Here is a 22,726-nt window from a genome sequence, read left to right as displayed (position 1 = left end):
AAGGGTGCTTCTACAGCATCTCCAGTTAATTGAGATCATCTTGCGAACAGTTCTCTGGCGGATTCACCATTAAGGTTCGGCGTGAGTAACGCCCGGCTTGATGCTGCTGCCCACTCTGCTGAGCGAAATCAGCAGCCATGACCTCGAATTGGCGGAAACGCTGATCGGCGTCCTTCGCTTCATGCTGATCTTTGTGGCGGCCCGCTCCCTCGCGGAGGTGCTCGTGAGATTCGAGCTGCCCACCATTCTTGGTGAGCTTCTTGCTGGGGTTCTAATCGGTGCTTCGGGTCTGCATCTTCTGGTGCCGCCGGAGACCCAAGTGCAACTTTCCGGAGCTTTTTCAGAGCTGGTCTCCGGCCTGTCACACGTTCCGGTGGACGAAATCCCAGCTCTCTACAACGAGAGCTTCGGAGCCCTGCAGGCGGTGGCCACGTTGGGTCTTTACTCCCTGCTGTTCCTCACCGGTCTCGAAAGCGAGCTGGAGGAACTGATGGCGGTGGGGGCCCAGGCCTTCAGTGTTGCCGTGGTGGGTGTGGTGCTGCCCTTCGCCCTTGGCACGCTTGGACTGATGGCGATCTTCCATGTGGATGCGATCCCAGCAATTTTTGCTGGTGCTTCGATGACGGCCACCAGCATCGGCATCACCGCCAGTGTCTTCGGTGAACTGGGTTATTTGCGTACACGCGAGGGTCAGATCGTGATCGGAGCAGCCGTGCTCGACGACATCCTCGGCATCGTCATCCTGGCCATCGTGGTGTCCTTGGCAGCTGGCGGAAATCTCGAAATTGGCCCCATCGTTCAGCTCGTGGTGGCTGCTGTGATGTTTGTGGTGGTCGCCCTCTTGCTCAGCCAAAAGGCGGCACCGGCTTTTGATTGGATGATTGATCAATTGAAGGCCCCCGGCGCCAAACTGATTGGTTCCTATCTGCTTCTTGCCGCCAGCTGTTTTGTAGCGTCAGCTATCGGCCTGGAAGCGGCGCTCGGTGCCTTTGCTGCTGGTCTCATTGCCAGCACCTCCAAGCACCGTCACGAGATTCAGGCGGCAGTGACCCCCATCGTTGGGCTCTTTGCAACAGTCTTCTTCGTGCTGGTGGGTGCCGGCATGGATCTGTCAGTCATCAATCCCTCTGAACCCGGTGCCCGTTCCGCTCTCGTGGTGGCTGCCTTCCTGTTCGTGGTGGCGATCATCGGCAAGGTGGCCGCCGGTTGGGCCATCTTTGGCAAGGAAAAGACCAACCACCTTGTTGTTGGTCTGGGGATGATGCCCCGAGGCGAAGTCGGCTTGATTTTCTTGGGCTTGGGAACCGCCTCCGGTTTGCTCAGCCCCAGCCTTGAGGCTGCGATTCTTTTAATGGTGATTGGCACCACCTTCCTCGCGCCTGTGCTGCTGCGCATCGTTCTGAAAGGCAAGCCCCCCGAGGACGGCAATCAGGTGCCTGAAGAATTCGCTGCTGATCCACTGGCTGGCAACTAAGCGTTAATCCTCCCGATTGAAGGCAACCAATAGAAGGCTCCAGCCAATGGCGATGGCCGCCAGGCTGGAGGCCCAGCCTGGACCCAGGGCCCAGCTGGCAACCAGTTGGGTGACCATTCCCACCACCAGCGCGAGCAGGAGACTGCTTGTCACCAGAGCGATTTGGCGCCACAGCTGCGGCAGGGGGCTATCCGCCAGGCTGGTTTCGAACGCTGCCAGAGGTGCACTTAAGGGGATGTAAAGGGCAATGGCCCAGAGCAGGGCACCCCGCCAGACCCCCCCATCGGCGAGAGGGCTGATGAATACACCGGTCTCCTGCATCCAGTTCCTCGAAACTGCTGCCTAGCATCGCTGCTCTTGCACAACGTTGTGGAGTCCACGCCCTGGAACCATCTCGGCCACACCGTTCATGCGGTGCAGCAACAGCCTGACGCCTTTGGAGATCGCCCGGCCCTTCTGTTGGTGCATGGGTTCGGGGCCTCCACAGATCACTGGCGTCACAACATTCCCGTGTTGGCTCAGACCCATGCCGTGCACGCCATCGATCTGCTGGGATTCGGTAGGAGTGCCAAGCCGGCAGAGCTGAACTATGGGGGCGCCCTGTGGCGCGATCAGCTGGTGGCCTACGTGCGTGAGCGGATTGGTCGTCCGACGGTGATTGCTGGTAATTCCTTGGGGGGATTCGCCGCTCTCGCCGCCGGGGCCGCATTGGGATCGGATTGTGCGGGGGTCGTGCTGCTTAATGCCGCTGGTCCGTTCAGTGATGAGCAGAAACCTCCGCAAGGTTGGGGAGCCATCGCCCGTCAGAACATCGGCACGGCGCTGCTGAAGAGCCCGGTGCTACAGCGGCTGATGTTCGAGAACCTTCGCCGTCGGGCCACGATCCGCCGCACCCTCAACCAGGTGTATGTGGACAAAACCAACGTCGATGACTGGCTGGTGGAGTCGATCCGCCGCCCGTCGCTGGATCCCGGTGCCTTCGGGGTGTTCCGTACCGTCTTCGATATCCCCCGCGGTCAGCCCCTCGATGAGCTTTTCGCGGAACTCACGGCGCCGCTGCTGCTGCTCTGGGGCATCCGTGATCCCTGGATCAATGCCCCTGGTCGCCGCTCCACTTTCCAGCGCCATGCGCCAGCTGCCACCACAGAGGTGGTGTTGGAGGCCGGGCATTGCCCCCATGATGAGGTGCCGGATCAGGTGAATGCAGCTCTTTTGGAGTGGCTTGCGGGCTTGACGTCGGCCACAGCACCGACAAAACCGGATCACGCCGCTATTTGATTGGGCCAGACTTTCCGCAACCTGGCGGATGCCGATGACCCTCACCCAGCAAGCTGCTCCCTATGCCCATTGGGAGTACGTGCACCCCACCAGCGGTGACCGGCTGCGGATCATCCCCGAGCGGGGAGGAATCGTCAGCGAGTGGCGTTGCGGTGAACGCGAAGTGCTTTATTTCGATCAGGACCGCTATGCCGATCCTGCGAACAGCATTCGCGGTGGCATTCCGGTGTTGTTCCCCATTTGCGGCAACCTTCCCGGCGACCTGCTCACCGTCGATGGCGTCGACCACACGCTCCAGCAGCATGGCTTTGCCCGGAATCTTCCCTGGAATTTGCAGCTGCTTGATGACCAGAACGGGGTGCGTCTCAGCCTTTCCAGCACCGATGAAACGCTCAAGGCTTACCCCTTCGCTTTCCTGGTGGAGATGGAGGTGCGGCCGGTTAATGGTGCGTTGGAGATCAGCACCACCATCCACAACCGCAGCGCTGCAGTGATGCCGTTCAGTTATGGCCTGCATCCCTACTTCAATGTGAGTGATCTGGCCCAGACCCGTCTCACGGGCTTGGCGGAGCGCTGCCTCAATCATCTGGAGATGGCGGATGCCGCCACGGCTGATCAGCTCACCCGGTTGCCCGATGGGGTGGATTTCCTCTGCCGTCCAGCCGGTGCTGTCACTCTGATCGATGACACCAACGGTGCCCAGCTGCAGCTCCAGCACCAGGATCCGATGGATCTCACGGTCGTCTGGACCGAGCCCCCCCGCCCGATGGTCTGTCTGGAACCCTGGACGGGTCCGCGCCAGGCTTTGATCAGCGGTGATCGAAAACTGGTGCTGGAGCCCGGTGCCCAACAGACCCTCGCCTGTCGCTACAGCGTCTCCTGATCCACCCCGGGGAGCCGGCCGCGGCTGAGTTGCAGCTTGGGATCGAATTGGCGTTTCACCGCTTCGATCAGCGATCGGGAGGGCCGGTCAACCCAAGCCGGCAGGGTCGATCCAGCGGTGCGTTTTAACAGCGTCATTTCGCCGCCGAGGCGACTCACGCTGCGGCGCAGTTCTTGCAGCTGGTGATCCGGTGTCGCTGCATCGCACCAGCCATCACCACAGCCGGCTCCGGCGGCCAGCTCCCAGCACCACGACTTCAGGGCCGTCATGGCCTCGTCCTGCAACAGCTCCTGCAATTGGGCCGGCGGTAGCACCAGCCGCAGCAGCTGCGCCGAGGGGCTGGCATCGATGGGGGTGGTCAGGGGATCAGCGCAAGCCTGCCGTTCTGTACTGAGCAGCTGGTTCAGCGCCAACGTTTCGAGCCGCAGCAGCTGGTCTTCCACCGCCTGGTCCGACACGCTGCTCACCACAAGCCGCAGCCGCCAGGAGCCATCGCCGCTGTTGATCCAGTCACAGCGTTCCGGGGTCAGGCTGGAGCGCAGAACTGCATTGCGGAAGTCGTCTTGCGCGGCGAGGTCTCCATCCACGAGCAGACCGCTTCGGGCAGAGCGCACCGGCTGCAGCCGCAGGGTGAGTTCGGTGATCAGCGCCAGGCTTCCCCAGCTGCCGCAGAGCAGCCGCATCAGGTCGTAGCCCGCCACGTTTTTCACCACCCGTCCACCGGCCCGGGCTTCGACGCCATCAGCCCGCAACAGGCCGATCCCGATGATCTGATCGCGCACCCCCAGATGGCGTTGACGCAGTCCCCCCGCCAGCCCCCGGGCCACCAGTCCGCCAATGGTTCCGGGCGCGCCGGCCCGGGGCCAGTCAATCGGTAGCCATTGCCCCTGTTCCGCTAGTAGATCCTGCAGGTCTTGCAGTGGCAGGCCGGCTTCCACCGTGATGGTCAGATCGTCCACGGCATGGTCGATCACCCGGTTGAGGTGGCGACAGGAGAGCACCTCGTGGCTGGGATGCAGCGGCGGGCCCCAGTCCAGGCGAGTTCCCAGGCCACTGGGACTCCAGGGTGTGGCGCTCTGATGCCACTGGCGCACCAGGTTGATCAGATCGCTGCGGTTGGAGGGGGAATGGCTCACGGCACGATGGTGCCATGAAGGTTGTGGTCATTGACGACGATCCCACCGGCTCACAGACGGTGCACAGCTGTCCGCTCTTGTTGCGGTGGGATGTCGACACCCTGCGCCGGGGGCTGCGCCATGCGTCGCCGTTGTTGTTTCTGCTGGCGGACACGCGGGCGCTGACGCCAGAGGATGCAGCCGAACGCAACCGCAGCATTGCCGCTGCGTTGGATCAGGCGTTGCAGCGGGAGGGGTTGGCGCGTGACCAGGTGCTGTTGGTCAGTCGTGGCGATTCCACCCTGCGCGGCCATGGGGTGGTGGAACCGGAGGCCCTGCAGGCATCCTTCGGCCCCTTTGATGCCACTTTTCATGTGCCGGCTTTTCTGGAAGGGGGTCGCACCACCGTGAATGGGGTGCATCTCCTCCACGGCGAACCGGTGCACACCACGCCGTTTGCCCAGGACCGGCTGTTTGGTTTCAGCAGCAGTGATCTGGCCTGCTGGCTGGAGGAGAAAAGCGATGGGGCCATTGCCGCGGCTTCGGTGCAGCGGATGTCTGGCCGGGAGCTCGATGCCTCCTGTGGTGCGGGCTTGCCGCTGTTGATCAATCGCCTCCGTTCTCTTCAGGCCAATGCATCGGTGGTGGTGGATGCCGAGCGTCAGGAGCAGCTCAACGCTTTGGCCGCAGCGGTGCGCGCCCTCCAGGGGAAGAAACGGTTTCTGTTCCGCTCCTCCGCCAGCATGGTCAAGGCGCTGGCGGATCCCGGCCCGCCGCCGTTCGATCCCAAGGGCTTGGCGGCGCTGCGGAGACGGGCTGACGACGGCACATCCCAACCGGGACTTGTGATGGTGGGCTCCCATGTGCCCTTGGCGGATCAGCAGCTGGAGAAGCTGCTGGCGGAACCGGGGTGCCAAGGGGTTGAGCTGCCGGTGCATCGCATCGCTCGGGTGCTGGAGGGACCGACGCCCGATCTGCTGCTGACGGATCTGGAGCGGGTCTGGCTGAAGCAGCTGCGAGCGGTGCTCGAGGCTGATGCCACACCGGTGCTGTTCAGCAGCCGCGGTGAGCTGCGCTGTGCCTCGGAGCGGGAGGGCCGGCAGTTGTCTTGCGGTTTGGCGGAGTTGATGGGACGACTGGCAGCTGCCCTCACCCCAGATTTGGGTTATCTGATCAGCAAAGGCGGCATCACCACCCAGACGTTGTTGGCCCGAGGCCTGGCCCTTGAGTCGGTGCAGTTGGAAGGTCAGCTGCTGCCTGGGCTGTCGCTGGTGAGGCCGTCAGCGGGGCCCTGCCGTGGCCTGCCGATTCTCACCTTTCCCGGCAATCTCGGCAGTGCTGACACTTTGCGGGACGCCTGGCAGCGGATGGAGGCCGGCTGAGGCGGCCAGCAGTTCCATTGGGTGCTGCACCCGGGCCCGATCGCCCAGGTGCCGCCGCAGTTGCAGGGTGCAACCGATGTTGGCGCTCGCTACGAATGCAGCGCCGGTACCGCTGAGGTCATCGGCTTTGATCCGGCCCAGTTCGGCGGCTTCCTCGTACTGCACCAGGTTGTAGATGCCGGCACTGCCGCAGCAGACCCCGGCCTCGGTCGCCTCCCGGAGTTGGATGTCGGGGATGGCCCGCAACAGCTGGCGAGGTTGGGCCTGGATGCCCTGGCCGTGAATCATGTGGCAGGCGTCGTGCATGGCCACGATTCCGGGAAGAGGTTGCAATTGCGTGCGGAACGTCTCCAGGAGGCCGCGGTCAGCCAGGAACTCCTGCACATCCAGCACCGGCGCACGGAATTGGATGTCGCCGTTCAGTAGCTCGCCGTAGGCCTTCATTGTGTGGCCGCAGCCGGAGGCGGCCACCAGCACTGCATCCAGATCTCCCTCAATAGCGTTCATGCTTCGCACCAGGTCGGCCGCAAGTTGGCGGGTGAGTTCCAGCTCTCCTTGGTGATGGCTCACGGCACCGCAGCAGCCCTGCTCCTGTGGAATCACCACCTCGAAGCCGTTGGCCTGCAGCACCTTGACTGTTGCCGTGCTCACGCTGGGATCGAAGCAGCGCTGCACGCAGCCCAGCAGCAGCGCCACGCGGCCGCGGCGTTCAGCTTTGGCGGGGCTGATCTGGGGCAGCCGGTCGCTGAAGCTCTCCGGCACCAGGGGCGGCAGCAGCTGCTCCATCGCCTCGATCTCCGGCCCGAACAGACGGGTGAGCCCGGAGCGGCGGGCCAGGGTTTGCAGCGGTGTGCCGGCATAGGCCCGTAAGGGTTGCAGCAGGGCCCGCAGTCGCTTGGGGTAGGGCAGCACCTGCAGCAGCAGCTTGCGGAAGCTGGTTTGCCAGGCGCTGCGTTGCCCGGCATTGATCAGTTTTGGACGGGTGGCCTCGATCAACTGGTCGTAGCGCACCCCCGAAGGGCAAGCGGAGACGCAGGCGAAGCAGCCCAGGCAGGTGTCGAAATGGCTCGCCACCGTGGCATCCATTTCCAGTTCACCGGCTTCGATCGCCCGCAGTGCATGGATGCGGCCGCGGGGGGAGTCCATCTCACTGGCCAGCACGCGATAGCTGGCACAGGTGGGCAAGCAGAAGCCGCAGTGCACGCAGGGGTCTGCAGCGCCAGGAGGTAGACCGGGAAGCTGGGTGGGAGAGGCCATCGCCTGAGTCTGGCGTGAATGCCTGCTCTGGCGATCAGAAGCGCTGGATGATCGCTTCTGCGAAGCCGCTGCAGCTCACTGGATCAACCTGGGGTTCCATCAGCCTGGCGAGGTCGTAGGTGACCTGCTTGTCGGCGATGGCGGCACTGAGGCCCTTGGTCACCAGATCGGCAGCCTCCTGCCAGCCGAGGAATTCCAGCATCATTACGCCGCTGAGGATCACAGAACCAGGGTTGATCCGATCGAGGCCGGCATGCTTTGGGGCGGTGCCGTGGGTGGCTTCGAAGATGGCGGCGTTCTCGCCGATGTTGGCTCCGGGGGCCATGCCCAGGCCTCCCACCATCGCGGCTGCGGCATCGGAGATGTAGTCGCCGTTGAGGTTGAGTGTGGCGAGGATCGAATACTCCTGGGGGCGGGTCTGGATCTGCTGGAAGATGCTGTCGGCGATGCGGTCATCCACCAGCACCATCTCTTTCCATTTGCCGTCACCGTGGCTGCTGCCGATGGCGTCGATCACCGCCTGCACCTCCGCATCGATGTCGGCTTTCTTCTCTGGTGTGAGGCTGTCGTAGCCCGGTTCGATCATCCGAGCGTTGGCCTGCACGCTCAGGTTGGAGTCCTTCTCGAGGTTGCCGAGGATCCAGCTCTCCCGCTCGGTGATGCACACATCGCGGAATTCGGTGGTAGCCAGCTCATAGCCCCAGTCGCGGAAGGCCCCTTCCGTGAACTTCATGATGTTGCCCTTGTGCACCAGGGTCACGTGGCGCTTGTTGCCCTCAAGGCGAAGGGCGTGCTGAATCGCCTTGCGGATGTGGCGTTGGCTGCCGTTTTTGCTCACCGGCTTGATGCCGATGCCTGATCCCTCGGGGATTTGGCGCTTTCCAAGCTTGCCGTTGGCGGGGATCACCACCTCGTTGAGGTGCTTGCGTAGCTCTTGGCCGACGGCGTCATCGGCTTCCCACTCCACCCCCATATAAATGTCTTCGGTGTTCTCCCGGTAGACAATCACGTCCAGATCCTGGGGACGCTTGTGGGGACTTGGGGTGCCTTCGTAGTAGCGGCAGGGACGCACGCAGGAATACAGATCAAAGATCTGGCGCAGGGCCACATTCAGCGAACGGATGCCGCCGCCCACTGGTGTGGTGAGGGGGCCTTTGATGGCCACGCCGTAGCTGCGGATCGCTTCGAGGGTGTCCTCTGGCAGGTACTGGTAGGTGCCGTAGAGGTCGCAGGCTTCATCGCCGGCATACACCTTGAACCACTCAATGCTCTTGCTGCCGCTATAGGCCTTGGCCACGGCCGCATCCAAAACCTTTTGAGTAGCGGGCCAGATGTCAACGCCGGTGCCATCGCCCCGGATGAAGGGGATGATCGGGTTGTCGGCCACCACGGGTTGACCGTTCTCGAAGCGGATCGGTGTGCCCTGGCTGGGGGCGGTGAGCTTCTCGAACTGGGCCATGGCGGTTGGTCGGGCGTCAGCAGGCCGAGCCTATGACTGAGCCGGTAGCCCTACCGTTCCGGATAGTGCAAACCGCGCATTCATGGCCAGCGAGCAGGTGTGGGTGGTGGCGGCCTGCTTCAACGAAGCCGACGTGATCAGCGCCTTCATCGAGCGGGTTATGGCCTTGCCGGATGTTGACCGTCTTCTGCTCATTGACGACGGATCGTCCGATGCCACGGTGGCCGTGATCCAAGCCTGGCAGCAGAGGCATGCCGACCAGGCCGTCACGCTGCTGGAGCTCACCCGTAACTTCGGCAAGGAGGCGGCGATGCTGGCGGGGCTGGACTACTCCAACGGACGCTGTGCCGCGGCGGTTTTGATCGATTCCGATCTTCAGCACCCTCCGGAACGGATTCCGGCGATGGTGGAGGCCTGGCGCAATGGCTCCGAGGTGGTTACTGCCGTGCGGGATGACCGCGATGCCGAAGGGCTGGTGAAGGTCGCCACGGCATCCTGGTTCTATCGGGTGTTCAACCGCCTGGTGGATTCGATCCAGCTTCAGGAGGGGGCGGGTGATTTCCGTCTGCTGAGTGCACCCGTGGTGGAGGCGGTGACCCAGTTGCGTGAGGCCACGCGTTTTTCCAAGGGGTTGATGCCCTGGACCGGTTATCGCAGCGAGGAGATCGCTTACAGCCGTGTGGCTCGCGTCGCTGGTGCCACATCCTGGAGTTCTCTCAAGCTATGGCGCTATGCCCTGGACGGCATCTTTTCGTTCACGGTGAAGCCGTTGAAGGTTTGGGGCGTGATCGGTGTTCTGATTTCGTTCCTGAGCTTCATCTATGCCGCACTGATCGTTCTGCGCACCCTGCTCTTTGGTGTGGATCTGCCGGGCTATGCATCACTGATCGTGGCTGTTCTGTTCCTCGGGGGGATTCAGTTGATTGGCATCGGTGTGCTGGGCGAATACATCGGCCGGATCTACATCGATGTCAAACGGCGGCCGCACTATTTCGTCAGAGCCGTGCATCAGGGTTCAGAGCTGTTGCGCTGAAGTCCACTCTTTTTGGCGGTGGGAGGAGTTGAAAAAGGCCACGGACTGCTGAAAGGTCTCCTGATCCATGCCCGATGCGGCATGGAGGCGGGCCGGGTGGATGAGCACAACGGGCCTTGATTCGCGAGGGATCGTGCTGGGGCTGTGGGCCGTGATCCAGCTGCGACGCAACGCATTGCCGAACATCGATCCACTGAACAACACACCGGCGAAGCGCTGGTTGGTTGGAATCCCGGCCCGGCGTAGCCGGGGGATGGCCAGCCCGCTCAGCAGCTGCAGTACCAGCCACTTGATCAGCCCTCCTGTTTGCAGGCTGCGCCACCAAAGTTTCAGGGACAAGCCTTCCGGCAGGGGTTCCCGCGTCGTGCGCACCCAGGTGATCGATTCGGAACGGGCCAGATCCAGCACGGTATCCAGCACCAGGGGCACGAGATGGATGTGCTGGTGGCCATCGAGTCGGATCCGCTGCAGCCCGGTGAGTTGGCGGTAGCGGCTGATCTGTAGCAGCAGAACCGTGCGCAGCTGGGGTGCAATGCGTTGGCGTTGCCACGGCAGGATCGAGGCCAGCAGCAAGGTGCCGAATCCGGTTGGCAGATCCGGAGAGTTGGGCATGCGATGCCCTTCGGTCAGGCAGAGGTGAAGCGTGAGTGGTGGTGGATCAGCAAGATCGCGCCAGGCTTCGACAGCGGCAGCTGCACTTGGACCATTCACCAGAAGACTGGCTCCCTGGATCTGTCCTCTTCGGGCGAGATCGATGATCGCTGCATCAACCCCGTCAGCCAACCCGAGGTCGTCGGCATGTAGCAGCGGTGGTTGGCCGTTTTGTTGGTGGCGGGACTTGGCACTGAAGCGGGCCGCTCGACTCCAGATCAGTGCATTCAGCACCGTGGGTGTGAACACCAGCACCAAGATCGGGGCCTTGAGCAGCGGCAGCAGAGCGCAGACGCTGATGTTGACGACGTACTGCAGCAGCAGCCAGCGACGGGCGAACTGGCGACCACCGGTCTCTTCCCGGAAGGTCAGTAAGGCGTGGCCGAGATACCCCGCTACTGAGGCGGCCAGGAAGGCGATGGGGTTGGCCAGGCTCAGGGTCATCCACTGGCCCAGCAGCAGAAGCACGCCAATGTGAAACGCGGCGGCCGTGCCCCCCACGACGCCGTACCGCAGCAAGCGGTTCAGCAGAGGCATCATGCGCATCGTTGGGGCGTGTCATTGCAGCGTTGCAGCAGGGCCTCAATCAGCCGCCATGCCTTCTCCTCGTAGCGTTTGACGAAGTCTTCAAAGCTCTGGGCTGCCGCCTCATCGGCACCATCGGAAATCACCCGAAGCACAAGCCAGGGGACGCCCTCCTGCTCGGCCACCTGCGCGACGGCGGCGCCTTCCATCTCAACGGCCAGCAGATTGGGAAGGGCGTCCCGAAGTGTTTGCAGCACCGCGGGATCGCCGATGAAGCGATCCCCCGTGGCGATCAGACCGCTGCGTGGACGTGCGAATCCGTCCAGTTCGCTGGCGCCGTGAGCCTCCTGAAGAGCGGTCTTGGCCCAGTGAAACCAGGTCGGCTGAGGTCGGAGCTGGTCCTGATTGAGCGCTGGCAGCGTGAACCGTGGGAACAGGGGTCGGGCATCCATGTCGTGCTGCACCACGGCATCGGCCAACACCACATCCCATTGACGCAGGGCTGGATCCGCAGCGCCGGCGACACCGGTGAACAACAGCAGATCGATGCTGGGATCGCTGGCGAGCAGACGTGTGGCGGCCCGCGCAGCGCTCACCTTGCCCCAGCCGCTCCAGGCCAGGCTGAGGCGCACGTTGTCACCCCAGGATCCCCGATGGATTTTGAGATCTCCATGTTCGCTGCAGCTCAGGTCCTTGAGGTGGCTGAGATCGGAGCCGATCTCCTCCGGCATCGCGCCAAGAAGGGCAATGTGCAGCGGTTGCGTCATGGTTTCTTAAACCTCGGGCAACCGTAACGGCGACCTCTTGCATCTCCCTGCACACTGTGCGGAAGTTGGAGGGTCCAGTGAACGCGGGTGAGTCTGTACACAGCGTGGCCCGGATGCGAGCACTGGCCTCCACGATCACGCTGGTGCGTCAACAGTTTCCTGCTGCACAGGCCAACCTCAGCCCCTGGCGGGATGACCCGCAGACTCGGCAGTGGAGTGAGGAAGAATCGTTGGATCTTTCATTCCACTTTCCTGGTTGGAGTCCACGGCTGGAATGCCGCAGTTTGCTGATGCAATTGCGCATCAGCGAAGAGAGAGATGATGAACAGCTGCGTCTGCTGGGGGTGTTGATGCGGGGCATGACCTACGACGGCGAACGCTGGCGCCTGGCCACGGTCGGTGAGTGGCTGCCGGAAGGCCGCCATTTGCCCCAGCAGCAGCAGGTGAAGCAGCTTCAGCAGATCTGTCGTCAGTTGTTTGAACTGTTCGACGGACATGCTGTATCTGATACAGCGGCGTAACCCTTCGCAACGCTCAAGGCCACCCTTCCGTGGACTGCTTATAGGGTCCTTCTATCGGTCCAATCAAAAGCATTCATGTCCGTTGCACTGGCTGCCCAGATCCGTGAAGGCACGAAAAAGTCTCACACCATGGCCGAAAACACCGGCTTTGTGAGTTGCTTCTTAAAAGGCGTCGTCGACAAATCGAGCTATCGCAAGCTTGTTGCAGACCTCTACTTTGTCTATGAGGCGATGGAAGAGGAGATCGACAAGTTGGGCGATCATCCTGTTGTTGGACCGATTGGCAAGAAAGAGCTCAATCGTCGTGAATCTCTCGAGCAGGACCTCACCTACTACTTCGGTGAGGGTTGGAAAGAGCAGATTCAGCCGTCTCCGTCGGCAGTGGCTTATGTCGAACGAATTCATTCTGTTGCGAAGGAGTCGCCTGAGCTCTTGGTGGGTCACCACTACACCCGTTACCTCGGTGATCTCTCCGGTGGTCAGATCCTCAAGAACATCGCTCAGAAGGCGATGAATATGGATGGAGACGATGGTCTTCGTTTCTATGTCTTTGATGACATTGCCGACGAGAAGGCGTTCAAGACCCAGTACCGGTCAGCCATGGATAATCTCCCGATCGATCAGGCCACGGCTGATCGCATTGTTGAGGAAGCCAACCATGCCTTCCACCTGAACATGAACATGTTCAAGGAGCTTGAGGGCAATCTCGTTGCCGCGATTGGCAAGGTTCTGTTCGGTTTCCTGACTCGGCGTCAGCGGACTGGCAGCACCGAGGCCGCCGCCGCTTGAGTGTTCGCTGGTGCCCACCGAACTGATTCGTTTTCTGGTCCCCGGGACCAGTCGCCGCTTTCGTTGTGGTGGGCTCAGCGTCGAACAGCAGACCGCCCGACTGGTGGCGAATCTGTGCCCGACCGAATTGGTCACTTATCGCGAGCGTTCACCCGATCATCCGCACCTGGATGATTGTCTTCGCAATGAGCCCCCTGATGCTCAAGTTGTCTGGGTGGTCAGCTGGGGCTTTGACGTTCCTGGTTTGATCCGTCGGCTGAACGGCCGTCGAGTTGTGTACCACGCCCACAGCAGCCAATACGGCTTTGGCTTGCCGCCTGGAGTTCCCGTATTGGCCGTCAGCCGCAACACCCTGGGCTATTGGGGTGACAAGGCTCCCCGCAATCCCTTGTTCTTGGTTCCGAATGCCCTGGGCCAGGCTTGGCTTGACCGTGGCGACCGTTCGGCACGCCAAGGTCGAACCATCGATGTGCTGGTGCAAGCTCGCAAGAGCAGCCCCTATGTGCTGAATCAGTTGGTGCCGGCGTTGCGGCAGGCCGGTCTTGTGGTGGAGGTGCAGGCCGGCTGGGTGGATGACTTGGTCGAACTGTTCAATCGCTCCACGGTGTACCTCTACGACTCAGCGGAGTACTGGCGCGGCCGCGGCGTGACCGAGGGTTTCGGGTTGCCGCCGCTGGAAGCGCTGGCTTGCGGCTGCGTTGTGTTCAGCAGCCTGAATCATGCCCTGGCCGACTACGGCGACCCCAGTCACACCGTGCATCAGGTCGGTTGTGGACGTCTGAGTTTCGATCTCGAGCGGATCAAGGGCGCTGTTGCTGCTCCCCAGAGCTGGCGCCCTTCAGTCGACCGTTTGGAGGCTTTGCTGCAGGAATGTTCAGAAGCTGAGCTGCTTAAGCGCTGGCGAGACGCCTTCACTCTTCTGGATGCCCTGCAAGCTGCATCCGGGCCAGATCTGAGTAGTGCCCCCACGTGGCGGTTGCAGCTGCAGCAGCTGCTCTCACGGCTTCAGCGAGTGGTCAATCGGTTGCCCGGCTGGCCGAAGGGATAAATCCATCTCCCATAATCACGACTTAGGTTCTTGGCATGAGTTGTAAGAACTTGAGTCGGACCAAAGTTCTGCACGATCGAACATGTTGATGCAGAGCAGAACCCTCAGTGATCTTTCGGTTCTCCTGAAACATTTGCCGCGGCGGCGTCTGCGGCTGATGGGGGTGGTTCTTGTGGCCTCCTTCCTTCAAGGCTTGCTTGACATGTTGTTGGTGGGCCTGATGGCTCGCATGGTTGGTTTGCTTGCGGGCGTGAAGTTGCAGGATCAGATCCCGGGGATTCGCGTGTTTGGTGGATCGTTGCTGGATCAGGCAGGTTGGCTGATTGGTCTGCTGATCGCAGCATTTTGGTTCACCTCCATCATTCGTTTTGGTGTTTCGCTGATGCAGAGCATGCTCAGCGCAGAAATCTGGAACGATTTGGTTAACAGGGTGTATGCCAACTTGATGCGGCAACGCTATGCATTTTTTACGCAAAATCGAACAGCAAATCTCTCGGAAAGTTTTAACCGAGTTTTGAATCGCATCTCGACGGCAGTGATTAGTCCTCTAATCACTATTGCTGGCAATTTGTTGTCTGTTGTTGTTCTCCTTGTAGGCGTAAACATCATTCTCGGCTGGAAGGCCTTGTTGATGTTTGCCTTAATGTTGATGGCCTATGTGGTGTCGTCACGTTTGATAACCCCTTATTTGCGTTTGGGGACAAAGCAGCGGGTTCGCTACACCAGGCGAATCAACATGATTCTGATGGAATCCCTTCGCTCGATGCGGGATGTCCAGCTTTATTCGGCAGATCAATATTTCACATCTCGTTTTTCCCGTGATGGGGTGATCGCCAAGCGGTACGACCGTCTGACACGGCTGCTTCCTGATGTTCCGCGTTATGTGATCGAACCCGTTGCTGTCACCGTTCTCTTCGCCATTGGTTTGGGTCCTTCCCTGATGGCAGGGGATATGGAGAGTGTTCGCGAGAGTTTGCCGTTGATTTCAGTGATTCTTGTGACGCTGCTGCGGATTTCCGGTCCGCTTCAGTCCATGTTCCGCAGCGTGAACAAGTTGCGTGGTGGCTTGCCGGAAATCAAGGATGCTCTCGATCTGCTTCAGCTGAAGCCGGAACGTCTCACCTTGCAAAGCCCAGGTGTTCCCTCTCCCAGTGGGGTTTCCCCCCGTCGCCTGATTCAGCTGGACAACGTTGGTTTCACCTACACCGGCCGTGATCAGCCTGTTCTTGAGGGGATCAATCTTTCGATTCCTGTTGGTTCGCGCATTGCGCTGGTGGGCCGCACGGGCAGTGGCAAAACAACCTTGGCCCACATCATTCTTGGCCTCTACACACCAAGTTCAGGTGAGCTCTGCCTCGACGGGATTCCTCTTACTGCGGAGGAAATGCCCGCCTGGCAGGCCAATTGTGCCTTGGTCCCACAAGACATCCGTTTGTTGGATACCAGTGTTCGCGAGAACATCGCCTTCGGTCAGTCTGGTGATGACATTGACGATGATGAGGTTTGGAATGCGCTGGCAGCAGCTCAATTTGATGATGTTGTGAGCCAAATGCCCTATGGGCTTTACACGATGATTGGCGAGAATGGTGTGAAGTTGTCGGGGGGGCAGAGGCAGAGGCTTTCTTTGGCTCGTGCTTTTTACAGAAAGGCAAGTGTTTTGATTTTGGATGAGGCGACGAGCGCTTTGGATAACAAGACCGAGTATGAGGTGATGCAGGCTCTAGATATCGTTGGGCGTCGATGTACCACGATTGTGATTGCGCATCGATTGTCGACTGTTCGCAAGTGTGATCAGGTTTTTGAAGTCAGTGGTGGTCGGATCAAAGCCTCCGGAAGTTTTGAAGATCTCGTCAAAATTTCAGATAGTTTCCGTGAGATGAATCGATTGGAATCAACTTGATCACAGATGGCTGATTTCGTTGTCTTGGCAACGGCGGATTGGGATCACCGCCTGTGGACGAACAAGCAACACACCGCGCTTTCCCTGCACCGGGCTGGCCACCGTGTGCTCTATATCGAGTCTCTGGGGTTGCGTCCCCCACGTGCTGCTGATCGGCAGGACCGGCAGAGGATCGTCAAGCGTCTCAGGCGGATGTTCAGCCCGCCGCGCCAGGTTGAGCCGGGCTTGTGGATCTGGTCACCGATGGTGATACCCGGTGGGACACGCGGGGTGTTGATGCGGATTAACCGGGTGCTGTTCAGCGGCGCTCTGCCCTGGGTTCTCCGACGTCTGCGTTTTCGTTCGCCACTGTTGTGGACGTACAACCCGCTCACCAGTCGTTATCTCAACCTCAAACGCCGTGCTGCAACCTCGGCGTCCTCGATGTTCTCCGCTGCCGTCTACCACTGTGTTGATCGCATTCATGCCCAGCCAGGCATGCCCGCCACCTTAATTGCTGACAGCGAGCGCCAGCTGTGCCGCACGGTGAATGTGGTGTTCACCACATCTCCTGATCTTCAGGCGTCCTTGATGCGACTGAACGCCTGCACGTACAACTACGGCAACGTTGCCGATCAGGCCCATTTCGCTGCCGCTCTGGATGTTCCCCCCGTCCCAGAGCCTCTGGCCAACATCTCGAAGCCTCGCCTGATGTTTGTCGGCGCGATCGATTCCTACAAACTTGATTTGCCCATGCTGACGGCCTTGGCCCGTCAACGTTCGGAGTGGTCATTCGTTCTGCTGGGCCCTGTTGGCGAGGCCGATCCGGATACGAGCATTACGGCCCTTCAGTCCTTGCCGAATGTGCATGTCATGGGTTTGCAGCCCTATGCCGATTTACCGGCATGGCTCGCCCACGCCGATGTGGCTCTGCTGCCCTTGCAGGAGAACACCTACACGCAGCACATGTTCCCGATGAAATTCTTCGAATACCTGGCGGCGGGCCGATCCGTGGTGGCTACCCGAATTCCGGCGTTGCGCCCCTATGCCTCCGGAGCGTTGCTTTGCCCTCCGGATTCGGAGGCGTTCGATGCCGCCATCGCGACGTCATTGGCGGGTGATGGCCCACCTCTAGAGCAGCGTTTGGCGCTGGCTGCTGAACACACCTACGAGAGCCGCACCCGCAAGATGCTGGCGGACCTGCAGCGGGAAGGATTGTTGGATGCGGCCTCAAGGGGTCGGTCTTTGCTGCGGGCCCAAGCCCGAACCTGGCCGTTGCAGCGGCTGTTGATGCCGGCCCTATTTCGCTCGGTGCGGTTGCGCAATCGGTGTGGGCGCAGTGAAGCCGGACGTCAGCTGTTGGGCTGGATTGATGGGCATCATCCGATTGAGCCGCAGGTGCTGGATGCCCAGATTCCCCGCCTCATCCAGAAAGGGCTGTATGCCGAGGCCTTGGCCCTGCTGGAGCAGTCCTGGTTGGAGCTCGGCCGCACCGATCATCTTCACCATCTGTTGTTCCGCCGTGGCGCCAGGCCCAAGGCGCTGGAGGAGCAAATCGCCTTGTTTGAGATCCTGGGTTCCAGCACCCGCTTGCCCCTCAGCTATTGCGCCTACTGCAGGGTTGTGTGTGCTTACCGCGCTGCTGAAGCCAACGACCCCGAGCTGATGCGTGCTTCGCTTGCACCGCTGGATGCAGTGGCAACAGGGCTGGAAGACGATCCCAACACATGCCTGTGTCGCCAGGGGAATCGCTTCAACCGCGCCAAGCTTCTGATCTCTTGTTATGCCACCTCGCTGCGGCTTTACCTCACCCTGGCGGATCGGCCTGGGGCTGCTCGCCTTGGCCAACGTGCGCTGCAGTTCTGTGCATCCCTCGATCTCACCATGATCGAAACCGACACCTCCTACCGGCTCACGCGGAATCTGATGCGGGTGCTGGTAATCAACGTTATTGAGGCCTGGGCTTCAGCGGATGCCGCGCTCTACTGGGAGGCGAGGCAGGCTTTGCAGGTTGTTCATGATCATGCCCATCGACCGGAGCATGACGATCGCGAGGTGCAGGAAGACCATCGTGCCTTCGCCGTAGAGGTGATGGAGCGTGTCACGCAGATCGATCCCGCCCTCGTTGACGTGGACGGGAGGCGCATGGCCACCGAAGATCTGATGCTGTTGCTGTTCCGCGCCAAGATCGTCAGCGAGGCCTGGCGGGCCAAGCGGTTGCCGGGAGTTTTGCCCTGCTTCGAGGGCTTTCTCGACCATCACGCTGCGACGTCGAGCATGCCATGACCCGAAGGGTCGTGCTCTACATCGATTCCCTCAAGACCGGTGGCGCCGAGCGCGTCACCCTTTTGCTTGCCCGTTGGCTTGCCGAGGCGGGCTGGCAGGCCACGGTGCTGACCCGCCACGGTGCGTCCCGCGATTTCTATCCCGTCCCGGCGGGGGTTCAGCGGGCTCTCGAGCCCGGAGATCCGATCTGGCTGCGATGGTTCGGGCCGCTGGGTTTCCCCCTTCGCGTGCTGCGGTTGCGCGCATGGTTGCGGCGTCATCAACCCGATCTGATCCTGGGCATGACCACCCTGCCGGCGATCAAGCTGTTGCTGGCGGTGCGGAGCATGGCCTGTCCGTGCATCGTTTCGGAGCGGAACTTCCCCCCCTTGAAACGGCCTGGTTGGCCCTGGCGGTTGCTGCGGCGGCTCACCTACCCATGGGCCCAGCTGCATCTTGTGCAAACCGAAGCCACGGGTCGCTGGCTGGCCCAGCACTTGAAGGCGCGACCCCAACTCTGTCTGCCCAACCCCGTGGCTTGGCCTTTGCCCAGGTTTGCGCCTGACCCCGACCCCATCGCTTGGCTGGCCCGCCGGAATGTAGGAGCTGACAAGCAGGTGCTCCTGGCCGTGGGAACCAAATCCCATCAAAAGGGCTTTGACCGCTTGGTCGCCATGTTTGCCCTGTTGGTGCAGCGGCATCCCGCCGTGCATCTGGTGATCCTTGGCCTCGATCAGGGGCTCTATCACGGTGTGGATCAACAGGCCCAGTTGCGCCGATTGCTGCCGCAGGCATTCCATCGCTTGCACTTTCCCGGGCGGGTGGGCAATGTGCAGGATTGGTACGAGCGGGCCGACATGTTCCTGCTCCCCTCTCGCTACGAGGGTTTTCCCAACGTGCTGCTCGAAGCCATGGCCAGCGGCTGTTGTTGCGTCTCCTCCGACTGCCCCCAGGGCCCAGCCGAGTTGATCCGCGATGGCGTCGATGGTCGTTTGTTGGCGAACGATGCCAACCCGGAGACCTGGGCTGAGCTGGTGTCGGAGCTGATGGAGGATTCAGACCAACGCCGGCGCTTGGGGGATGCGGCCCGGGAGGTGAGGCAACGCTTTTCCGAGGAACGCCTGCGCCGTTGTTTCATGCGCGGCGTGTCGCAGCTGTTGGGTGATGACTGAAGCGGTGTCGGCTTCAGGCCGTGATGATCTGTGGCTTGTGTTGCCGCATCTGGGAGCGGGGGGCGCTCAGAAAGTGGCCTTGATTGCCGCCCGTCATTTCGCCGTTCAGGGTTTGAAGGTGAAGCTGGTCACGCTCATCCCAGGCCATCCCGTGGCCCATACCCTCCCCGACGGGATCCCATTGCTTGAACTGGGGGCCCCGACCAATCGCTCCTGGTGGGCCCGCGGAGGGCGTTTCAGCTTGGCGCAGCTCGACAAGCTGATTCGCTTGTTCTTTCAGCTGCAGCTGCGCTGGTTTGCCGGCTGGTTTCAAGCCCGTGTTGATCCAGGTGCTCGGGGCCTTGCCATGCAGCTGTTTCGTGTCGGCACCGAGGCGACGGCTTGCTTGCGTCTGCGCCAGCTGCGTCGGGAGTTCCGCCGTCAGCGCCCCCATCGGGTTCTGGCTCTGCTGACCCGGACCAACATCACCTGTTGTTGTGCTGCTTGGGACTTGCCGATCCACCTCGTTGTGTCGGAGCGCAACGACCCCTCGCTTCAGCTGCTGCCGGAGGTGTGGCAGCGCCTGCGGCCCCTTGCCTATCGCCGGGCCGATGTGGTGACCGCCAACACAGCCGGGGTTCTCTCTGCTTTGGAATCTATGGGGTCCTGGGAGCGGTTGGCCCTTCTGCCCAATCCGCTGCCAGGTGCCCCCAAGGCTGGGGCTCGTGGAGATCAATCGCGGGCCTCTGGCTTCATCAGTGTTGCCAGGTTGGTGCCCCAGAAGGGACTGGATGTCTTGATCGCTGCTCTGCCGAGGCTGAGCGGATCCGCAGCGGAATGGCAAGTTTTTTTGGTGGGTGATGGGCCCGAGCGCGAGGCGTTGCAACAACAGGCCGATGATCTGGGGGTCTCCAGTCGGCTGCGCTGCCTGGGCTTTCGCTCGAATCCGGACCAGTTCTTGGCGGAAGCTGCCGTGTTCGTGCTGCCCTCCCGTTTCGAAGGCATGCCCAATGCTCTCTTAGAGGCCATGGCTGCCGGTTTGGCGGTGATCGTTACGGACGCTTCCCCTGGCCCCCTGGAGGTGGTTGAGCCCGGGGTGAGCGGTTTAGTGGTTCCAAGTGATGATCCGGCCGCTCTGGCGGAAGCCATGCAAGCGCTGGCCTCCGATCCAGAGCGTTGCCGGCGGATGGGTGCAGCGGCCAAGGCACGAATTGCTGGGTTGGATTGGCCCCAGTTGGAACCGCTTTGGCGGTCGATCCTGGCGCTGTCATGACCGCTCGTGTTCTGGTGTTGGCGCCGACCCGGCGGGCGCGGACGGAAACCTTCGTCCGCGCCAATCTGGCCCGCTTGCCATTTGCGGTGGAGGCCTGTTTCGGGGATGAGATGCCTTGGCGCGAACCCCTCAAAGCGCTCTATGGCCTGGCGGTGCTCACCAGCAAGGTCTGCACCCGCTTGGGCTGGCTTCGCCTGGCCACGCTGCCCACTTCAATCTTGGCCATGCTTTTGGTGAAACGCCACCGGCCGGATGTGGTGATGGTGGAGTTCGGTTTTCATGCCGTACGGGTGATGGAGCTGGCTCGCACAGGAGTCCCCCTGGCGGTTCACTTTCGCGGCGCCGATGCCTCAGCGGAGCGCTACCTGAAGCGCCTCGAGCAGCGCTATCGACGTTTGTTTCAGCTCACCTCGGCTGTGATCGTCAAGAACCAAACGATGCGGAGTCGATTGATCTCCCTAGGCGCCCAGCCGGCACAGCTTGTGATTAGTCCATCCGGCGCCGATGAGCAGCGGTTTCAGGGGGCCACTCCCGCTTCCATGCCTCCGCGGTTTCTGGCGGTGGGACGCTTTGTGGCCAAAAAAGGTCCGCTGGACACCCTGGAAGCCTTCGCTCTCTTGCGAGGCCTGACGGATCAGGCTGATGCCTGCAGCCTGGTCATGGCTGGTGATGGACCTCTCCTTTCTGTCGTGCAGGAACGGGCTCGCCAGCTGGGACTCGAGCATCTTGTTCAGTTCCCAGGTGTTCTTTCGCCCGATGCGGTGGTGCAGGAGATGAGGCGTGCACGGGTGTTTGTACAGCATTCCCGTACAGCGGAAGATGGTGATGAGGAGGGATGCCCGGTCTCGGTGATGGAAGCGCAACTGTGTGGTCTGCCCGTTGTGGCCACCCGTCATGGCGGGATTCCTGACGTGGTTGTGGATCAACAGACCGGAAGGCTGGTAGAGGAAGGCGACCGTCGGGGGATGGCGGAGGCCATGGCCTTGCTGGCCGATCGTCCGGATCTTGCCGGCGCTTGGGGGGCTGCCGGTCAACGTCGGGCCCAGGCACGATTCACCGTGGCGCACCACGTGGATCAGATCACAATGCTCCTCAACGATCTGGTGGACCACAGACGATGACCAGCAAGCGCTTGAAGTTGCTGCTCATCCGTGGTCTCGGCCACAGCGGCACAACCATGCTGGATTTGGCCCTTGGGGCGCATCCGCAGATCATCGGCCTGGGTGAAGCGGCGCGAATTTTGGAGACGCCAAAGTCGGGGGACGAGCATCGCGGGCCCAGTCAATTGCGCGGTCCCCATCGGTTTGAGCGACGTTGCACCTGTGGCGCGATAGCGGCGGAGTGTCCCATCTGGGGCCCTCAGCTTGATTGGCTTCTCCTGCATGACCACATGCCGATGCAGGAGAAAGTGAAGCGGTTGCTGAAGGGTTCCCCCCACGACGGTGGGGCCGTGTGGCATGTGGATTCCTACCAGGACGATCTGGAGATGACGCGTCTGTCTGAGGCGATGTTTGATATCCGGATTATCCATCTTGTGCGCGATGTGCGTTCCTGGGTGCATTCCCGCGCCAGGGCCGCCCGCAAGTCAGGCTTGCGCTGGCCTGCCATGCGTCAGCTTGCGCGCTGGTGGCGTGTCAATGCCAAGTTCGAACGGTCTTTTTGGCAGTCTCCTTACCCGGTGTTTCATCTGGGGTATGAGGAATTTGCGCTGCAACCCCAGCGCAGTTTGGAGTTGCTGTGCGCCTGGCTGTCCATCGATTTTCAGGAGGCGATGCTGGCTCCTGGTCAGAACAGCAGCAGCCACATCCTTGCGGGCAATCGGGTGCGTTTTGATGCGGAGCGCAGTCGAACAATTGCCTATGACGGCGCCTGGTTGGGGGCGCCGGCACCAACGGCTGCGGACCTCGGCTTGCTCTTGCCCAATGTGGCTCGAATGAACCGCCGCCTGGTGTATTCCAACGGTTTGCTTTGACGGG

At 61.5% G+C, this 22,726-nt stretch carries 20 protein-coding genes; 14 read left to right on the top strand and 6 right to left on the bottom strand.

Features of this window, described 5'->3' with window-relative positions; all coding sequences use genetic code 11:
- Window positions 1-100: 100 nt before the first annotated feature.
- On the top strand, window positions 101-1,474 hold the full coding sequence (locus tag FZZ88_RS03065; protein WP_166015764.1) for a cation:proton antiporter: 1,374 nt from the start codon (window positions 101-103) through the stop codon (window positions 1,472-1,474).
- Window positions 1,475-1,477: 3 nt separating this feature from the next.
- On the opposite strand, the gene FZZ88_RS03060 is transcribed toward FZZ88_RS03065, so the two are convergent.
- Entirely contained in the window at window positions 1,478-1,795 is a 318-nt protein-coding gene (locus FZZ88_RS03060; protein ID WP_166015762.1) for a hypothetical protein, read from the bottom strand.
- Between the two features lie 48 nt (window positions 1,796-1,843).
- On the opposite strand from FZZ88_RS03060, the gene FZZ88_RS03055 reads away from it, so the two are divergent.
- Window positions 1,844-2,752: an alpha/beta fold hydrolase gene (locus tag FZZ88_RS03055; protein WP_166015760.1), complete on the top strand. Its 909-nt coding sequence runs from the start codon at window positions 1,844-1,846 to the stop codon at window positions 2,750-2,752.
- A gap of 28 nt (window positions 2,753-2,780) precedes the next feature.
- Entirely contained in the window at window positions 2,781-3,635 is an 855-nt protein-coding gene (locus FZZ88_RS03050; RefSeq protein ID WP_206339013.1) for a galactose mutarotase, read from the top strand.
- On the opposite strand, the gene FZZ88_RS03045 is transcribed toward FZZ88_RS03050, so the two are convergent.
- Window positions 3,620-4,771, bottom strand: a complete 1,152-nt coding sequence (locus FZZ88_RS03045; protein WP_166015756.1) for an FAD-binding oxidoreductase — start codon at window positions 4,769-4,771, stop codon at window positions 3,620-3,622. The genes FZZ88_RS03050 and FZZ88_RS03045 overlap by 16 nt on opposite strands.
- A gap of 14 nt (window positions 4,772-4,785) precedes the next feature.
- Between FZZ88_RS03045 and FZZ88_RS03040 the strand changes: the two genes are divergently transcribed.
- Window positions 4,786-6,132 (top strand): four-carbon acid sugar kinase family protein, encoded by a 1,347-nt coding sequence (locus FZZ88_RS03040; RefSeq protein WP_166015755.1) that lies wholly within the window; start codon window positions 4,786-4,788, stop codon window positions 6,130-6,132.
- On the opposite strand, the gene FZZ88_RS03035 is transcribed toward FZZ88_RS03040, so the two are convergent.
- Window positions 6,031-7,389, bottom strand: a complete 1,359-nt coding sequence (locus FZZ88_RS03035) for a (Fe-S)-binding protein (protein ID WP_166015754.1) — start codon at window positions 7,387-7,389, stop codon at window positions 6,031-6,033. The two genes, FZZ88_RS03040 and FZZ88_RS03035, sit on opposite strands and share 102 nt — an antisense overlap.
- A 34-nt stretch (window positions 7,390-7,423) precedes the next feature.
- A complete protein-coding gene (locus FZZ88_RS03030) occupies window positions 7,424-8,848 on the bottom strand; it encodes an NADP-dependent isocitrate dehydrogenase (protein WP_166015753.1) in 1,425 nt (474 codons plus the stop codon).
- 82 nt (window positions 8,849-8,930) lie between these two features.
- On the opposite strand from FZZ88_RS03030, the gene FZZ88_RS03025 reads away from it, so the two are divergent.
- A complete protein-coding gene (locus FZZ88_RS03025; protein ID WP_166015752.1) occupies window positions 8,931-9,881 on the top strand; it encodes a glycosyltransferase family 2 protein in 951 nt (316 codons plus the stop codon).
- On the opposite strand, the gene FZZ88_RS03020 is transcribed toward FZZ88_RS03025, so the two are convergent.
- Window positions 9,864-11,078 carry a ChbG/HpnK family deacetylase gene (locus FZZ88_RS03020; protein ID WP_166015751.1) on the bottom strand — a complete coding sequence of 405 codons (1,215 nt, stop codon included), beginning with the start codon at window positions 11,076-11,078 and terminating at the stop codon, window positions 9,864-9,866. The genes FZZ88_RS03025 and FZZ88_RS03020 overlap by 18 nt on opposite strands.
- Window positions 11,069-11,824, bottom strand: coding sequence for a 5'-methylthioadenosine/adenosylhomocysteine nucleosidase (locus FZZ88_RS03015; RefSeq protein WP_166015749.1), 756 nt, complete (start codon window positions 11,822-11,824; stop codon window positions 11,069-11,071). Before FZZ88_RS03015 ends, FZZ88_RS03020 begins: the two co-directional genes overlap by 10 nt.
- A 113-nt stretch (window positions 11,825-11,937) precedes the next feature.
- On the opposite strand from FZZ88_RS03015, the gene FZZ88_RS03010 reads away from it, so the two are divergent.
- The 9 genes from FZZ88_RS03010 to FZZ88_RS02970 all read left to right on the top strand — a co-directional run bounded on the left by FZZ88_RS03010 (window position 11,938) and on the right by FZZ88_RS02970 (window position 22,722).
- Window positions 11,938-12,345, top strand: a complete 408-nt coding sequence (locus FZZ88_RS03010) for a hypothetical protein (protein WP_115094481.1) — start codon at window positions 11,938-11,940, stop codon at window positions 12,343-12,345.
- 75 nt (window positions 12,346-12,420) lie between these two features.
- Complete coding sequence (locus FZZ88_RS03005; protein WP_166015747.1) at window positions 12,421-13,134, top strand: heme oxygenase (biliverdin-producing); 714 nt, start codon at window positions 12,421-12,423, stop codon at window positions 13,132-13,134.
- Between the two features lie 10 nt (window positions 13,135-13,144).
- Window positions 13,145-14,182 carry a glycosyltransferase gene (locus tag FZZ88_RS03000; RefSeq protein ID WP_166015745.1) on the top strand — a complete coding sequence of 346 codons (1,038 nt, stop codon included), beginning with the start codon at window positions 13,145-13,147 and terminating at the stop codon, window positions 14,180-14,182.
- Window positions 14,183-14,264: 82 nt separating this feature from the next.
- Window positions 14,265-16,082 carry an ABC transporter ATP-binding protein gene (locus FZZ88_RS02995; protein ID WP_166015743.1) on the top strand — a complete coding sequence of 606 codons (1,818 nt, stop codon included), beginning with the start codon at window positions 14,265-14,267 and terminating at the stop codon, window positions 16,080-16,082.
- 6 nt (window positions 16,083-16,088) lie between these two features.
- A complete protein-coding gene (locus tag FZZ88_RS02990; RefSeq protein WP_166015741.1) occupies window positions 16,089-18,347 on the top strand; it encodes a glycosyltransferase in 2,259 nt (752 codons plus the stop codon).
- Window positions 18,344-19,498 (top strand): glycosyltransferase, encoded by a 1,155-nt coding sequence (locus FZZ88_RS02985; RefSeq protein ID WP_166015739.1) that lies wholly within the window; start codon window positions 18,344-18,346, stop codon window positions 19,496-19,498. Before FZZ88_RS02990 ends, FZZ88_RS02985 begins: the two co-directional genes overlap by 4 nt.
- Window positions 19,491-20,750, top strand: a complete 1,260-nt coding sequence (locus tag FZZ88_RS02980; protein WP_166015737.1) for a glycosyltransferase — start codon at window positions 19,491-19,493, stop codon at window positions 20,748-20,750. The genes FZZ88_RS02985 and FZZ88_RS02980 overlap by 8 nt, the downstream gene beginning before the upstream one ends.
- Window positions 20,747-21,871, top strand: coding sequence for a glycosyltransferase (locus FZZ88_RS02975; protein ID WP_166015735.1), 1,125 nt, complete (start codon window positions 20,747-20,749; stop codon window positions 21,869-21,871). The genes FZZ88_RS02980 and FZZ88_RS02975 overlap by 4 nt, the downstream gene beginning before the upstream one ends.
- A complete protein-coding gene (locus tag FZZ88_RS02970; RefSeq protein WP_166015733.1) occupies window positions 21,868-22,722 on the top strand; it encodes a sulfotransferase in 855 nt (284 codons plus the stop codon). Before FZZ88_RS02975 ends, FZZ88_RS02970 begins: the two co-directional genes overlap by 4 nt.
- Window positions 22,723-22,726: the final 4 nt, after the last annotated feature.

Origin of the sequence: Synechococcus sp. PH41509 (genome assembly GCF_020514285.1) — a bacterium.
Lineage (GTDB): Bacteria > Cyanobacteriota > Cyanobacteriia > PCC-6307 > Cyanobiaceae > Parasynechococcus.
Note: the sequence above shows the minus strand (reverse complement) of the source record. Positions and strands in the feature narration are given on the sequence as shown.